The organism is Phycicoccus sp. HDW14 (assembly GCF_011383005.1).
In the GTDB taxonomy this organism is placed as follows: domain Bacteria; phylum Actinomycetota; class Actinomycetes; order Actinomycetales; family Dermatophilaceae; genus Phycicoccus.
Map to the genome: position 1 here is coordinate 1,458,830 of NZ_CP049935.1, position 14,120 is coordinate 1,472,949.

Annotated in this window: 12 protein-coding genes; 3 read left to right on the forward strand and 9 right to left on the reverse strand. The window is 76.5% G+C overall.

Going from position 1 to position 14,120, the window contains the following annotated elements; genetic code table 11:
- The first annotated feature begins 90 nt into the window (after nucleotides 1-90).
- Nucleotides 91-882: a class I SAM-dependent methyltransferase gene (locus tag G7075_RS07240; RefSeq protein ID WP_240917961.1), complete on the forward strand. Its 792-nt coding sequence runs from the start codon at nucleotides 91-93 to the stop codon at nucleotides 880-882.
- Here the strand turns inward: G7075_RS07240 and G7075_RS07245 are convergent.
- Nucleotides 866-1,840: a DUF3068 domain-containing protein gene (locus tag G7075_RS07245; protein WP_166120403.1), complete on the reverse strand. Its 975-nt coding sequence runs from the start codon at nucleotides 1,838-1,840 to the stop codon at nucleotides 866-868. The two genes, G7075_RS07240 and G7075_RS07245, sit on opposite strands and share 17 nt — an antisense overlap.
- A 92-nt stretch (nucleotides 1,841-1,932) precedes the next feature.
- Entirely contained in the window at nucleotides 1,933-2,874 is a 942-nt protein-coding gene (locus G7075_RS07250; protein ID WP_166120406.1) for a UDP-glucuronic acid decarboxylase family protein, read from the reverse strand.
- Between the two features lie 100 nt (nucleotides 2,875-2,974).
- Here G7075_RS07250 and G7075_RS07255 point away from each other — a divergent pair, with 100 nt between their 5' ends.
- Complete coding sequence (locus tag G7075_RS07255) at nucleotides 2,975-4,090, forward strand: acyltransferase (protein ID WP_166120409.1); 1,116 nt, start codon at nucleotides 2,975-2,977, stop codon at nucleotides 4,088-4,090.
- On the opposite strand, the gene G7075_RS07260 is transcribed toward G7075_RS07255, so the two are convergent.
- Nucleotides 4,008-8,036 carry an alpha-(1->3)-arabinofuranosyltransferase family protein gene (locus G7075_RS07260; RefSeq protein ID WP_166120412.1) on the reverse strand — a complete coding sequence of 1,343 codons (4,029 nt, stop codon included), beginning with the start codon at nucleotides 8,034-8,036 and terminating at the stop codon, nucleotides 4,008-4,010. The two genes, G7075_RS07255 and G7075_RS07260, sit on opposite strands and share 83 nt — an antisense overlap.
- Nucleotides 8,033-8,770, reverse strand: a complete 738-nt coding sequence (locus tag G7075_RS07265; RefSeq protein ID WP_166120414.1) for a class I SAM-dependent methyltransferase — start codon at nucleotides 8,768-8,770, stop codon at nucleotides 8,033-8,035. The genes G7075_RS07260 and G7075_RS07265 overlap by 4 nt, the downstream gene beginning before the upstream one ends.
- A gap of 58 nt (nucleotides 8,771-8,828) precedes the next feature.
- Here G7075_RS07265 and G7075_RS07270 point away from each other — a divergent pair, with 58 nt between their 5' ends.
- A complete protein-coding gene (locus G7075_RS07270) occupies nucleotides 8,829-9,938 on the forward strand; it encodes a glycosyltransferase family 4 protein (protein WP_166120417.1) in 1,110 nt (369 codons plus the stop codon).
- Nucleotides 9,939-9,986: 48 nt separating this feature from the next.
- Here G7075_RS07270 and G7075_RS07275 read toward each other — a convergent pair whose 3' ends face one another.
- Genes G7075_RS07275 through G7075_RS07295 form a run of 5 tightly spaced genes read right to left on the reverse strand, consistent with a single transcriptional unit; the run spans nucleotide 9,987 to nucleotide 14,053 of the window.
- The gene (locus G7075_RS07275) at nucleotides 9,987-10,133 is read right to left on the reverse strand and encodes a hypothetical protein (protein WP_166120419.1); all 147 of its coding nucleotides are present in this window, start codon (nucleotides 10,131-10,133) and stop codon (nucleotides 9,987-9,989) included.
- A 10-nt stretch (nucleotides 10,134-10,143) separates the two neighbouring features.
- Nucleotides 10,144-11,895, reverse strand: a complete 1,752-nt coding sequence (locus G7075_RS07280) for a hypothetical protein (protein ID WP_166120422.1) — start codon at nucleotides 11,893-11,895, stop codon at nucleotides 10,144-10,146.
- 7 nt (nucleotides 11,896-11,902) lie between these two features.
- The gene (locus tag G7075_RS07285; protein ID WP_166124275.1) at nucleotides 11,903-12,379 is read right to left on the reverse strand and encodes an HAD-IIIA family hydrolase; all 477 of its coding nucleotides are present in this window, start codon (nucleotides 12,377-12,379) and stop codon (nucleotides 11,903-11,905) included.
- 31 nt (nucleotides 12,380-12,410) lie between these two features.
- A complete protein-coding gene (locus tag G7075_RS07290; RefSeq protein WP_166120425.1) occupies nucleotides 12,411-13,016 on the reverse strand; it encodes an SIS domain-containing protein in 606 nt (201 codons plus the stop codon).
- Nucleotides 13,013-14,053, reverse strand: coding sequence for a GHMP kinase (locus tag G7075_RS07295; RefSeq protein ID WP_240917962.1), 1,041 nt, complete (start codon nucleotides 14,051-14,053; stop codon nucleotides 13,013-13,015). The genes G7075_RS07290 and G7075_RS07295 overlap by 4 nt, the downstream gene beginning before the upstream one ends.
- Between the last annotated feature and the right edge of the window lie 67 nt (nucleotides 14,054-14,120).

Genomic DNA, 14,120 nt, shown 5'->3' on the forward strand with positions numbered 1-14,120 from the left:
CGTGACCGGCAGAGGTCACACGTGTGCTCGCCCAGACTACCCGCGTCCGCACGCACGGGGCAAAACGTCCGCCACCGCTCGGACCGGACCGTGAGCGAGGCCGGCCGTCACCCCGTCGGCGGCGCCGAGACGGTGTCGGCCAACCGGGCCTGGTGGGACGCCGAGGCCCCCGGCTACCACGACGAGCACGGCGCCTTCCTCGGCGACGCGGGGTTCGTCTGGGGCCCCGAGGGCTGGACCGAGGAGGAGCTCGACCTCGTCGGGGTCCGCGACGGGATGACCGTGCTCGAGATCGGCGCCGGCGGGGCCCAGTGCTCGCGCTGGCTGGCCGGCGCCCACGACGTGCGGGTCGTGGCCAGCGACCTGTCCGGCGGGATGCTGCGCACCGCGCGCGACCTCGACGCCACCCACGGCTCGCGCCTGCCCCTGCTGCAGTGCGACGGCAGCGTGCTCCCCCTCGCCGACGCCTCCGTCGACCGGGTGTTCACCGCGTACGGCGTCGTGCCCTTCGTCGCCGACAGCGGCGCCGTGCTGCGCGAGGCGGCGCGTGTGCTGCGACCCGGCGGGCGGTTCGTCTTCTCGACCTCGCACCCGGTGCGCTGGGCCTTCCCCGACGTGCCGGGGCCCGAGGGGCTCACCGCGACGCACTCGTACTTCGACCGGACGCCCTACGTCGAGAGCGAGGCCGGGGTCGTCACGTACGTCGAGCACCACCGCACGCTCGGCGACCTCGTGCGCCAGGTCGTGGCCGCCGGGCTCGTGCTCGTCGACCTCGTCGAGCCGGAGTGGCCCGCGCGCAACGAGGTGGAGTGGGGCGGCTGGTCGCCGCTTCGGGGCCGGCTGCTGCCGGGCACGGCCATCCTCGTCACCGAGAAGGGCTGAGCCGGGCCGGGTGGCGCGCAGGCTCAGCGACCGGAGCCGCGCAGCTCCTCGAGCGAGACGTCGTCGCGGTCACCGTCGCCGTGACGGGTCGAGCGCGACCCCCGGCGAAGGCGAGGAAGGCGCCACCGACGAGCGCGAGCAGCCCGAGCACGCCGAGCACCCACGGCGCCGCGGCCACGAGGCCGAGCTGCGAGTTGTTGGCCTTGGCGTCCTCGACGCTCGCGGAGACCGTGTCGTCGGTGAAGCCGAGCCGCAGGTCGAGGACGACGGTGCCGTCGTCGAGGGTGCGCGTCTGGTGCTCGTCCTGGTCGACGATCGACCCGGTGCCCTTGTCGACCCACAGGGTCTTCTCGTCGCTGTAGGTGCCGGAGACACCGCTGGCGATCTCGGCGGGCTCGTCCTGGATGCTCACCTGGTACTTGTAGGTGGCGAGGCCGTCGACGTCCTCACCCCCGGCGTACGTGGCGTCGACCGTGCGACCGAGCAGGCCGTCCCAGTACTTGTAGGTCTTCTGCTCGGGGCTGAAGGGCCACTTGTTGACGACGCCCTCGTGCACCTCGGCCCCGAGCTTCTCGGCGGTCGCCGCGTCGACCGACTCGGCGGTGACGCGGTCGGTGGCGAACCGGTCGGTGCCGGCGGTGACGAGCGGGCTGCCCTCGCCGGTGTCCTTCGTGCAGTCGGGCGCACCGGACACGTCGCGCATGAGGCAGGAGAAGGTGTCGAAGACGACGGTGTCGGAGGTGGACGCCTCGCCGTCGGCGACCGTGTGGCTGATCGCGCGGACCGGGCCCGGCTCGCCGGTGGGGAGCTTCGTGGCCTCACCGCTGAGGCGGGTCACCGAGTCGATGGTCAGGGGCGTCTTCCGCACCTGGCCCGGCACGTACACGAGCGTGAGCACCGCTGCCGTGACGAGGAACCCGGCAAGGCCCAGCAGGACGAAACCGACGGTCTTGCGCATGGCACCTTTGCCTTGTCTCTCAGCGGATGGTCGCGGTGACCCTACCAGTGGGTAGGACCGCCTGTCCCCCACCCGATGCGGCGCGGCGCAGGTCAGACCAGCTCGGGGTGGGACCGGAACCACCCGATGGTCCGTCGCAGGCCGTCCTCGATGCCCACCGAAGGGCTCCACCCGAGGCGCTCGTGGGCCAGCGTCGTGTCCGGCCGGCGGACCGTGGGGTCGTCGACGGGGCGCTCGACGAAGACCACCTCGGAGGTGGACCCGCACAGCTCGACGATCCACCGGGCGAGGTCGAGGACGCTCAGCTCGTGGGGGTTGCCGAGGTTGACCGGACCGGCCTCCCCGGAGTCGGCGAGGGCCAGCACGCCGCCGACGAGGTCGTCGACGAAGCAGACCGACCGGGTCTGGCTGCCGTCGCCCGCCACCGTCACCGGCTCCCCGCGCAGGGCCTGCCGGATGAAGGTCGGGATGGCCCGGCCGTCGTTGGGGCGCATCCGCGGGCCGAAGGTGTTGAAGATCCGGGCGATCGCCGTGTCGACCCCGTGGGTGTTGCGGTAGGCCAGGGCCACGGCCTCGGCGAAGCGCTTGGCCTCGTCGTAGACCCCGCGCGGGCCGACGGGGTTGACGTGGCCCCAGTACGACTCGGGCTGGGGGTGCACGCGCGGGTCGCCGTAGACCTCCGAGGTCGAGGCCAGGACGAACCGGGCGCCCTTGTCGCGGGCCAGCCCGAGGGCGTGGAGGGTCCCGATCGAGCCGACCTTGAGGGTCTCGATCGGGAGGTTGAGGTAGTCGATCGGCGAGGCCGGGCTCGCGAAGTGCAGGACGACGTCGACCGGGCCGCCGACGTGGACGTAGTCGGTGACGTCGCTGCGCACGAGCCGGAAGCCGGGGTTCGGGGCGAGGTGCGCGACGTTCTCGGGGGTGCCGGTGAGGAAGTTGTCGAGGCAGAGGACCTCGGCGCCGCGCGCGAGGTAGGCCTCGCAGAGGTGGCTGCCGAGGAACCCGGCACCACCGGTGACGACGACCCTGCTCATGCGCTGCCTTCCCACGTCCCGGACCGGCGTGACGCTACCAGCGGGTAGCGCGCCGCACCGTCACCTCGGGATCCGGGGCGCGGCCCTACAGTTGCCGCCCATGACCCGACTCCCGGCGCTCGACGGCCTGCGGGCCGTCGCCGCCGCGCTCGTCGTCCTCACGCACGCGGCCTTCCTCACCGGGACCGTGGTCACCGGCGGCCTGCCCGGGCGGCTGATGGGTCGCGGCGACTTCGGGGTCGACCTCTTCTTCGCCCTCTCCGGCTTCCTCCTGCACCAGCGCCTCCTGCACGACCGCCGCGAGGGCGTCACCGACGTGCGCTCCTACCTCCTGCGGCGCGCCGCCCGCGTGCTGCCGGCCTACTGGGTGGCCCTGGCGGCCGTCGTCGCCGTCACCCTCCCCCCGGTGCGCACCGTCGTCGCCGAGGTCCTGGCCGTCCAGACCTACGTGCCGGGCGCGCAGATCGACGCGTTCTCGCAGTCGTGGTCGATCCCCACGGAGCTGGCCTTCTACGTCGCCCTCCCGGCCGTCGCCGTCGGGCTCGAGCGGCTGCGGGTGCGCGACGCCCGGTGGCCGGTGCCCGCCCTCGTGGTCAGCGCCCTGGTCCCCCTCGTCGTCCTCGCCCTGCTGCCCCCGGCCGAGCTCGGCGTCGACGTGCTGGTCGAGCGGTGGCTCCCCTTCCGGTGGGCGGACTTCGCGGTGGGGATGGTCCTCGCCGAGGTCGCCGCGCACCCGGGGTCCGCACTGGCGCGCCGGGTCCGGGCCGTCGCCTCGGACACCACCGGGTGCCTCGTCGTCGGCGCCGCGACCTTCGCGCTCGCGACGACGGCGGTGGCCGGCCCGCTGACCCTCGGCTCGGTGTCCGGACCGCAGATCTCCACCCGCATCCTCCTCGGGGCGCTCTTCGCCCTGGCCCTGCTCGCGCCCCTGACCGTCGGGGACGGCGGGGCGTGGGCCGACCTGCTGGCGCGCGGGCCCGTGCGGTGGGTGGGCACCGTCTCGTTCGGGCTCTTCCTCTGGCACCTGCCGGTGCTCACCGGGCTGCTCGCGCTCTCGGGGCTGCCCGTGTTCCGCGGCGGCTTCGTGCCCCTGCTCGTCGTCGGCGTGCCGGTCTCGCTGACGCTGGCGTGGCTCAGCCTGCGCCTCGTCGAGCTGCCCGCCATGCGCTGGGCGGCCCGACGCTCGCCGCTGCCACGAGTGCCGCACCGAGGATGACGAGCAGCGTCGAGGTCGCCTGGGAAGCCGGTCCTCGGATGTCGAAGCCCACCGCGGCAGCGGCGACCACGCCCCCGGCGGCCGCGAGCACCCCGCCGGTGAGGGCGGGCCGGCGACGCACGCCCGGCAGCCACGCCGCGGCCGCCAGGCCCAGGGCCGCGGCACCGGCACCCGGTGCGCCGCCGAGGAGCCCCGCACCGAGGACGACGAGCACGGCCGGGCCGGCGCGGCCGCGCCGCCAGCGGGCGGCCGCGATGCGTGAGGCACGGCCGGCCGGGAGCAGCAGCGCCAGCGGGACCAGCAGCGCGAGTCCGAGCCCCACGAGGAGCCCGGCACGGTAGGCGGTGTCCGGGGCGAACCGGACCTCGAGGTCGCCGGCCGCCCCGTCGGGCAGGACGAAGCCCTGGCGGAAGCCGTCGACGACGACGGGGTCCAGGCGCGCCCCGGCCAGGGTCGCCTCCCAGCCGGGGTTGCTGTTGGCGTCGAGGGCCAGTACGCGCTCGGACCCGACCGCCACCCGTCCGGACAAGCGGGTCGGCCCGTCGCGCACCACGTCGGTGGCGGTGGGAGGGGGGCTCGTCGTCGTGCCGGCGCGGCGGAGCACCGCGGTGGCCGGCTGCCAGCCGTCGACCCCGTCGAGCCGGACGACGTGCCCGCCGCCGGACAGGTCCACCGGCCCGCAGGCCGTCCACGCGAGCGTGCCCTCACCCCAGAGCGCCGACCGCGGCCCGGTGGCCCGGGTGGGGACCTCCTGCCCGTCGACCACGAGGCTCGGCCCCCGCCCGCAGGGCAGGTCGAGCGACGGGGCGGGGCGCGGCAGGGTCGCGCCGAGCACCTCGACCTCGGCCAGCTCGAGCCCGGCGGCCGAGCCGGCGTCCGAGCCCAGGAGGAACCGGAGGGTCATCGAGCGCACGCCCTTCCCGGAGACCGCGAGGTGGCCGTCGCGGCTCGCGCGCCGGGTCGTCGTCGTCCCGTCGAGCGTCACCTCGACGACGGGGCGCAGGCGCGCCACCCAGTCGCGACGGGTGACGAGCCGCAGCCCGCCGACGTCGACCGGCTGCCGGAGCCGCACGGTCAGCCGCGGGGAGAAGTCGCCGCCGGCGGGGCTCCAGGCCGTCCGGGGGTCGTCGTCGACCACCGTCGCCGGGTCACCCGCGGGGGCGTCGGTGCGCCGGCTCGACGCCTCGACGGCGACACCGGGTGCGGACGTCCCGCGCGGGGCGGCCCGGGGCTGCGGCACGAGGGTGCCCGAGGCCGTCATCCGGCCGGACCCGACGTCGGGCAGCGTCCGGACCATCCGGCGGCCGCCCTCGGGGTCGAGGGCTCCCCCGCCGAGGCAGACGACGTCGTCCCGGGGACGCACGCAGGCCGTCGAGCCTGGCAGGCCGGCGTCGAGGGCGACGACGTCGGCCGGCGGGTGGGCGGCCGCGCCGGCCGTGCCGGCCCCGTCGGGCACCGACACCTGCTCGACGGCGGTGACGCCGGCCAGCCGGACGGTGGCCAGGCCGGTGAGCACCTCGCCGGGGTCGCCGTCGTCGGTGTCGAGCACGACGACGCGCACCGAGCGGGTGGCGCCGGCCGGGAGGCGGACGTCGGCCCCGGAGACCGGCAGGTCGGCCTCCACGGACCCGCCGTCGGTGACGACCCGGACCTTCGTCGGCAGGCCGATGCCCGTCCGCGCGCGGGTCCCGTTGCGCCGCAACGGTTCCACGTGGACGGACGCGACGGACGTCGGCGCGGCGAGCGAGACGGTGAGGGCCGGCCGGTCGTCGCCGAACGTCGTCCAGGCTGTCAGGGGGTCGTCGTCGAGGGCGGCCGCGGGTCGGCCGGCCGGCCGCAGCCCGGCCAGCGTCAGGTCGGCGGCCACCGAGGAGGACGCCGACACCGACGCGATGCCCCGCCACGTCGTGGTCGACGCCAGGTCGGTGGTCGGCCACGGCCGGTAGTCGGTCGTGCCGCGCACCCCGGCGGTGGTCAGGGTCGAGGTGGCGTCCCGTCCGCGGGTGGTGCCGTACCAGCGGTCGCGGGCCCGGTAGCCGTCGGTGACGACCCGCCGCCCCGGGGTCAGCCCGCGGACGCCGTCGCCGTCGAGGACGACGAGGCCCTGCTCACCCGCCTCGCGCACCGCCCCGAGGTCCTCGGCCCCACCGGCGACGGAGACGACGTCGCCGACGTCCTGCACGACGGCCCGCGGTGCGGAGGACCCGAGGTCGTACACCTCGACCGGCCACACGCGCTCGCCGGACGCGTCGAGGCGGGTGGTGCCGAAGCCCCGGACGAACTGCGTGCCCTCCGAGTCGCGGACGGCCGAACGGGCCAGGGCCACGGGGGGCTGGCCGGCGACCGCGGCGTCGAGGTCGTTGCGCACGACGAGCCAGCGCACCCCGAGCCGACGCAGCACGTCGGCGTCGCCGCCGAGGCCCTGTCCCGCCTGGAGCCGGTGCTCGACGTCGTCGAGGAAGCGGATGGTGCCGGCCGGCGTCAGCGGCACCGCGTCACGCACCGCGAGGTCGACCGACGACAGCGACCGCAGCGGCTCGTCCATCGGTCGGCCCCAGTCGTACTCGCCGAAGCTGGCCGCCGGGAGGACGAGCGCGCGGCCCTCGGCGGCGTGGTCGGAGAGCCAGTCCCCGACCTCGACCCACTGGTCGGCGACCTTCCGGAAGGCGCCGGGCGGGGCCATCTCGCCGGTCAGCCCGGGTGAGACGGCGGTGACGCCGACGAGCACGACGGCCGCGGCCAGCGCCGGGCGCACGGCCCGGCCCCGGACCCGCCAGCGGGCGGTGGCCCGGCCCGCGACGGCGAGCGCGTGGGCGAGCCCGACGGTGAGGGGCAGCCGGACGAGCGGGTCGGCCTTGTGCACGTTGCGCAGCGGGGCGAGGGGGCCGTCGAAGAGGGCCTGGGCCTGCTCGGCCAGGGGCGAGGCCACCGGCCCGGGGTGGGCGACGAGCAGGACGACGGCTCCGACCGCCCCGGTGACGAGCAGCCAGCGCCGCTCGGGCAGCCCGCGCAGGCCGAGTCCGGTGAGCCCGGCGGCGGCGACGAGCGTGGTCGCGACGACGAGGGCCGGCACCGTGACGAGCGCGTTGCCCGCCGGCCACCACGGCCCGGCCGCGGTGACGAGGTGCTCGAGCCAGTGGGTGCTCCCGCGCAGCGCGTCGACCGCCGAGAGCCGCTGCACGACGTCGGCCGACCCCTCGATCCACGCGAGGAACGGCGGCGAGTACCGGCCGAGGAGGAGCAGCGGACCCAGCCACCACGCGGAGGCGCACGCGGCGGCGAGCAGCCACCAGCCGGTGAGCGGGTGGCGCCACCAGCGCCGGCGGGTCAGCAGGAACAGGCCGGTCGGCAGCGCGGCGAGGACGGTCGCGGTGGCGTTGACCCCGCCGCAGCCGAGGACGGCCAGCCCCGAGAGGGCGGCGGCCCGACGGGGGGTCATCTCCCCGCGGGCGGCGCGCAGCACCGGCAGGAGGATGGCCGGGGCGAGCAGCACCGGCAGGGTCTCGGAGGAGATGCCGCCGAGGGTGGTCAGGACCCGAGGGCTCAGCGTCCAGAGCACGGCGGCGGCGACGCGGGTGGCCGTCGTGCCCACCGGCAGGGCCCGCAGGAGGGCGTGCGCCGCGAGGAAGCCACCGACGAGCAGGAGGGTCCACCAGAGGCGCTGGGCCACCCACGCCGGCAGCACCGCCGTCGTCACCCCGAAGAACGGGCCCATCGGGAAGAGGTACCCGTACCCCTGGTTCTGGAGGACGCCCCACGTGACCTGCGGGTCCCACAGGTGCAGGGCCCGGCCCATGAAGCCCCACGGGTCGAGGTAGAGGTCGGTCTTGGTGTCGCCGGACAGCTGACCGCTCGTGGCCGACCACGCGACGGCCGCGACGAGCAGCGAGCCCGCCAGGACGAGGAGGCGCTCCCGGCGCCGGGCGCTGCCCCCGGGACCGCTCACCGGCGGCGCAGCACGAGCAGGAGGTTCCAGGTGAGCACCTCACGGACCAGCGGCAGGTGGACCACGCCCCGCGCCCAGTCCGGGTGGTAGCGCGGGCTCGCCTCGAGCACCCGGGCGTCGGAGCGGCCGCGCGCCCAGCGCAGGCCGTCGCCGACCCGGGTCGGGTGCATCGTCACGCCGTACCGGTTCTTCGGCGGGTGGCCGTGGTGCGCCTCGTAGCGGCGGGCCGCGTAGTCGCCGCCGAGCCAGTGCCACGGCGAGGTCTCGTGGCCGCCCCAGGGCGAGGCCCACGACGTGTACGAGATGACGACCAGGCCGCCTGGCCGGACGACGCGCAGCATCTCCGCCCCGACCTCCCCGGGGGTGGTCACGTGCTCCATGAGGTTGCTGGAGACCGCGACGTCGACCGAGCCGTCGGCCAGCGGCAGCCGCTCACCACGGGCCTGGACCGCCCCGGCCCGGCCGGGCAGGGGGTGCAGTGCGGCGCGGTCGAGGTCGAGCCCGACGTAGCGGGCGCCGGCGGCGGTGAAGGCGCGGGGGAAGGCGGGCTGCCCGGAGCCCACGTCGGCGACGGTGGCGCCCCCGAGCGGCTCGTGGTCCTCGACGAGGCGCACCGTGTCGTCGGCCAGCTCGCCGTAGAAGCGGTCGGGCTCGGTCTGCTCGACGAGGAAGGAGCGGAAGAGGCGGACCGAGCGCCCGAGCGTGCGATACCTTCTCGGGGGCTCGGCGCGCATTCCGGCATGGTAGCCAGCGCCCGCTGCACGGCCCGACAGGACCATCGAGGCGAGCGAGGTGACGGTGCGCGTCCTGCTCCACAACTGGCGCGACCTGCACCACCCCGAGGCCGGCGGGGCCGAGAAGTACCTCGTCACCGTCGCGCAGGGGCTCGCGGCCCGCGGCCACGACGTGACCTTCCGGACCGCCGCCTACCCCGGGGCGCTGCCCGACGAGAGGACCGGCGGCGTGCACTACGTCCGCAGGGGCGGCCACTACTCGATGTACCCCCGCGCCCTCGCGGCGACCGGCCGCCGGCGCCCGGACGTCGTCGTCGACGTCCAGAACGGCGTGCCCTACCTGTCACCGCTCGCGACCCGGGCGCCGGTGGTCAACCTCGTGCACCACGTGCACCGCGAGCAGTGGCCCGTCTTCTTCGGGCCGCGGACGGCCCGGGCCGGCTGGTGGGTGGAGTCGCGGCTCGCCCCGGCCGTGTACCGGGGCAACCGCTACGTGACGGTGAGCGACGCGACGCGCGCCGAGCTCGTGTCGCTGGGGGTCGCGGCCGACCGGATCACGATCATCCACAACGGCACCGACGCCGTGGCCGGGGACGCCCCGCGCTCGGCGACGCCACGCGTCGTCGTCCTCGGGCGGCTGGCGCCGCAGAAGCGGGTCGAGCTGGCGGTCACGTCGGTCGCGGCGCTCGTCACCGAGCTGCCGGGGCTGCACCTCGACGTCGTGGGCTCCGGGTGGTGGGAGCCCCAGATCCGGGCCCACGTGCGGGCCCTGGGCGTCGAGCGGCACGTCACCTTCCACGGCCACGTGTCCGAGGCCGAGAAGCACCGGCTGCTCGCGGCCGCCTGGGTGCACGCCATGCCGAGCCTCAAGGAGGGCTGGGGGCTGGTCGTCGTGGAGGCCGGCGTGCACGGCACCCCCACCGTCGCCTTCCGCGACGCCGGCGGGCCGGCCGACTCAGTGCGCGACGGGGAGACGGGGCTGCTCGTGGGTGGCGGGGTCGAGGGACACGACTCCCCCGAGCTGACGGCGGCGCTGCGCCGGCTGCTGCTCGACGACGGCCTGCGCGGTCGGCTCGCGACCGCGGCGCGCGGCTGGGTGGGCCGGTTCCGGTGGGAGGACACCGTCACGGCGTGGGAACGACTCCTCGAGGACGAGGCGGGTCGGTGAGGGCCGAGCGGTCGGCGGTGCCGGGTGGAGGCCGTGGCGGCCGCCGGGTCACTTCACGTCGTAGCTGACGACCGTGTCGGACTTCGCGGCGGCGTTCTGACCGCCGGCGACGGCCTTGACGCCCCCGATGACCGCCAGCAGGGCGATGATGAGGCCGGCGATGAAGGCCGTGAACCCGGCGACAGGGGTGCTCATGGCGCGGACTCTACCATCGGGTAACCGACCCACGGTGCTCCTCCGGGAGACGACGCGCCGCACGGATGCCGGTGCGGGCCAGCACCCCCAGCGCCGCGAGCAGCGTCAGGGCCGTCAGCGCCCAGCCGACCACCGACGCGACGGGCGTCACCCGTTGGACGGGCGCAGCACCGGGGGTGAGGTCGAGGACGAGCGCGTCGGCGGTGTCGGCGAGGACCCGGGAGCCGGCGGGTGGCACCACGTCCGGGGCGGGGGGCGCGACGCGACGCTCGACGAGGACGTAGCGCACGCCCTCCCGGCGCAGGGCGACGAGGGGGTCGACCCCGGCCGCGAGGGCCCGGCCGACCCGGGCCGCTGCGGGGTCCTCCCCCGGCACCCGGCCCGAGCGCAGGGGCAGGGCGTCGTCGGCGAGGACCCGCTGGTCGACCATCCGCGGCACGAGGCTGAGCGAGACCCGGTTCCCGTTCCACGCGTACCGGCGGTACTGCGACCACGGCAGCAGCCCGACGCCACCCTCCGGTGCCGCCGACAGCAGGGTCGCGGCGGCCCGCAGGTCGGCCGGCACCTCGACCGCGGTGAGGCGGCCCCCGACGCCCCAGGCCAGCGACGGGAGCGTGAGCACCGGCACGAGCGCCACGACGGTGGCGAGGGCGCCGCCCCCGACCCGGGCCGCCGCCCCGCCCGGCCTCCGCAGACCGGCGACGAGCACCCCCACCCCGCTCGCGGCGAGCACCACGAGGGGCGCGACGAGCTTCTGGGCGTCGCGCAGCACCCCGCCGCCCGGCACCGAGGTGACGATGCCGGTCCAGAGGCCGGCGGGGTCGAGGACGGCCAGCACCGCGAGGGCGAGGCCGAGGGCCGCGGGGGCGAGCAGGCGCAGCCCGTCCAGCCGGGCCAGCGCGCGGGCCGCCGTACCGAGCGAGAGCACCACGACCACGAGGGCCACCCCGGCGAGGAGCACCGACCCCCGCTCGGCGGGATGGGTCGCCGGGTTCCAGAAGCCGCCGCCCGCGACCAGGGACAGGACGGTGCCGAGCGGGGTGTCGGGGCGCGGGGCGAAGGCCGCGGCGCCGACGGCGCTCGACGGCGGCGAGGCGACGAGCGCGGGCACGGCCCAGGCCCCGGCCACCCCCAGCGCCGCCGCGACCACCCCGGCCAGCGGCCGCCACGCCGGACGTGGGAGGAGCAGCACGGGCCCGACGGCCAGCACGGCGAGGACGAGCGAGTTCGCGCCACCGACCCCGGAGCACGCGACGGCCGCCATCAGCCCGGCCGACCCGCGCGCCTCCCCCACGCGCACCCGCCGGGCGAGCACGAGCAGGTGCGGCACGACGGCGTAGCCCAGCAGCGCGGTCCACTGGCCGACGACGAGCCGCTCGAGGACGAAGGGGTTCCAGACGGCGGCCACGACGACCGCGCACGCCGCCCACCACGGGAGGTCCGCGCGCAGGAGCCGGGACAGCCGCACGGCGCCGGTCGCCGCGAGCACGAGCACCCCCCACAGCAGGAGCGCCTGGGCCGGCCCGGCACCGACGACGTGCCCGAGGAGGATCCCGACCGCGTCGCTGGGCACGGCCCGGGGCGCCGGGGTCGACAGACCGAGGGCGACGGGGGTCCACCGGGGGTCCGGTGACCACGCGAGGTCGTAGGAGAGGACGACCCCGCGCCCGAGGGCCGGGCCGAGGACGAGGAGCGGCAGCAGGAGGCCCAGGAGGTGCGGCGCGGCGGCCCGCAGCCGGGCGGAGGCGCGACCCGTCGTCATCGCGGGCTCAGCGGAGGAGCAGGTCGACGGCCGAGGCGAGGTCGTCGACGTCGGTGCCGAGGAGCAGGGTCCGCATGCCGAGGCCGTCGGCGGGCGTCACGTCGGAGGGCATGTCCCCCACGCCGGCGCAGCGCGACGGCTCGGCCCACGGGGCCAGGGCCAGGGCCCGGCGGAAGAGCCCGTCGAGCGGCTTGCGGCAGTCGCACTGCCCGTCGGCGTGCGGGCACATCTCGACGTGGTCGAGGACCGCTCCCTCCCGGGCCAGCTCCTCCTCGAGGCGCGCGCTGACCGCGAGCCACGCCTCCGGGGTGAGCCGGCCGGTGGCCAGCCCCCGCTGGTTGGTGACGAGGACGACCCGCGCCCCGGAGTCATTGAGCCGGCGCACCGCGGCCGCCGCGCCGGGCAGCATCCGCAGGTCGTCGGGACGGTCGACGTAGCCCTCGACCCGCTCGTTGAGGGTGCCGTCCCGGTCGAGGAAGACCAGGTCCCAGGGGCCGGGCCGGACGGGGGCGGGATCACGTCGGGTCGCACCACACGTGGTCGACCGCCTCGCACCACGCGTGCGTCCAGACCAGGTGGACCTCCTGGACGCGCGGCGTGTACGCGGTGGGCGCGAGGAGCACGTGGTCGGCGGTACCGGGCAGGTCGCCGCCGTCGCCGCCGCCGAGGGCGATGGTCAGCAGGCCGAGCCCGCGGGCCGCCTCCAGTGCCGCGAGGACGTTGCGGGAGCGGCCGCTGGTGGACATCACGACGAGGACGTCGCCGGGGCGGCCGTGGGCGCGCACGCCGCGGGCGAACACCTCGTCGAACCCGTAGTCGTTGGCGAGGGCCGTGATGCCGGAGGTCGACTCGGCGAGGTTGATGGACGGCAGGGGGCGGCGCTCGACGACGCAGCGGCCCGCGAACTCGGTGGCGACGTGGGAGGCGATCGCCGCGCTGCCGCCGTTGCCCGCGACGAGGACCGCCCCGCCCCGGCCGACGGCGTCGACGAGGGCGCTGCCGGCGGCGTCGACGGCCGCGACGAGGCCGGGCTCGGCGAGCGCCTCGCCGAGGGCCCGCCAGGCGTCGCGTGCCTCGGCGTGGCGGTCGCGGACGTGCGTGCCGGGGTCGGGCGCGGTCACGACGGCACCCGCCAGGTGGTGACGCCGTCGCGGCTGAAGGTGAACTCCGACACCGACATCCCGAGCGCGATGAGCTGCTCGGCGACGAGGTGCTTGCGCTCGAACTCGCAGACGAACACCATGTGCCCTCCCCCGCCGGCGCCCGTCACCTTGGCGCCCAGCGCCCCGGACCGCAGCGCGACGTCGATGGCCTCGTCGATCTGCGGGGTGGCGATCCGGTCCGACATCCGGCGCTTCTGGGTCCAGGCCTCGCCGAGCAGCGAGCCGAAGGTGGCGACCTCGCCGCGCAGCAGGGCCTCCTTCATGGCGTGCGCGATCTCCTTCTGCATCCGCAGCGCCTCGAGGGAGGCGGCCTCGCCGTCCCGGAAGCGGCGCACCTGGTCCTCGATGATGTGGTCGCCGACCCGGGCCGAGCCGGTGAACGCGAGGAGCATGTTGTGCTCGAGCTCGTGGACGGTCGCGGCCGGCACGCGCAGCGGGTAGACGACGACCTTCTCCGCGTGGAACTCCATGAAGTTGAAGCCGCCGAAGGCCGCGGCGTACTGGTCCTGCAGGCCGCCCCTGATGCCGAGGTCCTCGCGCTCGAGGCGGGCCGCGACCTCGGCGACCTCGTGCGGCGTCAGCTCGACGCCGAGGTGCGCGCTGACGAGCGCGATGACCGCGACGATGACGGCGCTCGAGGACCCGAGCCCCGACCCGGGTGGCGCCCCGGTGTGCAGGAAGAGGTCGAAGCCGCTGGAGCGGCGCGCGCCCCGCAGCCGCATGACGCCGGCGATCGCGGCCTTGGGCAGGTCGAGCCGGCCGTCGAGGACGATGGGGTCGGCCACGTCGAAGTCGACCTGGTCGCGCACGTCGAGGGACTGCACCGCGACGACACCGTCCTCGCGGGGTCGGAGCGTGGCGTACGCGTAGCTCGAGATCGTCGAGGAGAGCACCGCCCCGCCCTCGCGCTCGGGGTACGGCGGGACGTCGGTCCCCCCGCCGGCGAAGCTGACGCGCAGGGGTGCCCGTGCCCGGTAGGTCGTCCGCAGTGACACCAGTCCTCCTCTCGCGGCCCGCCCGACCGTACCCGATGCCCCGTGGCCCGCCGGCCCGCTCCGGGGA

Excerpts from the sequence above, each read along its gene's own strand:
- G7075_RS07245 (WP_166120403.1), bottom strand. The coding sequence starts at position 1,840 with ATGCGCAAGACCGTCGGTTTCGTCCTGCTGGGCCTTGCCGGGTTCCTC.
- G7075_RS07250 (WP_166120406.1), bottom strand. The coding sequence starts at position 2,874 with ATGAGCAGGGTCGTCGTCACCGGTGGTGCCGGGTTCCTCGGCAGCCAC.
- G7075_RS07255 (WP_166120409.1), top strand. The coding sequence starts at position 2,975 with ATGACCCGACTCCCGGCGCTCGACGGCCTGCGGGCCGTCGCCGCCGCG.
- G7075_RS07265 (WP_166120414.1), bottom strand. The coding sequence starts at position 8,770 with ATGCGCGCCGAGCCCCCGAGAAGGTATCGCACGCTCGGGCGCTCGGTC.
- G7075_RS07275 (WP_166120419.1), bottom strand. The coding sequence starts at position 10,133 with ATGAGCACCCCTGTCGCCGGGTTCACGGCCTTCATCGCCGGCCTCATC.
- G7075_RS07280 (WP_166120422.1), bottom strand. The coding sequence starts at position 11,895 with ATGACGACGGGTCGCGCCTCCGCCCGGCTGCGGGCCGCCGCGCCGCAC.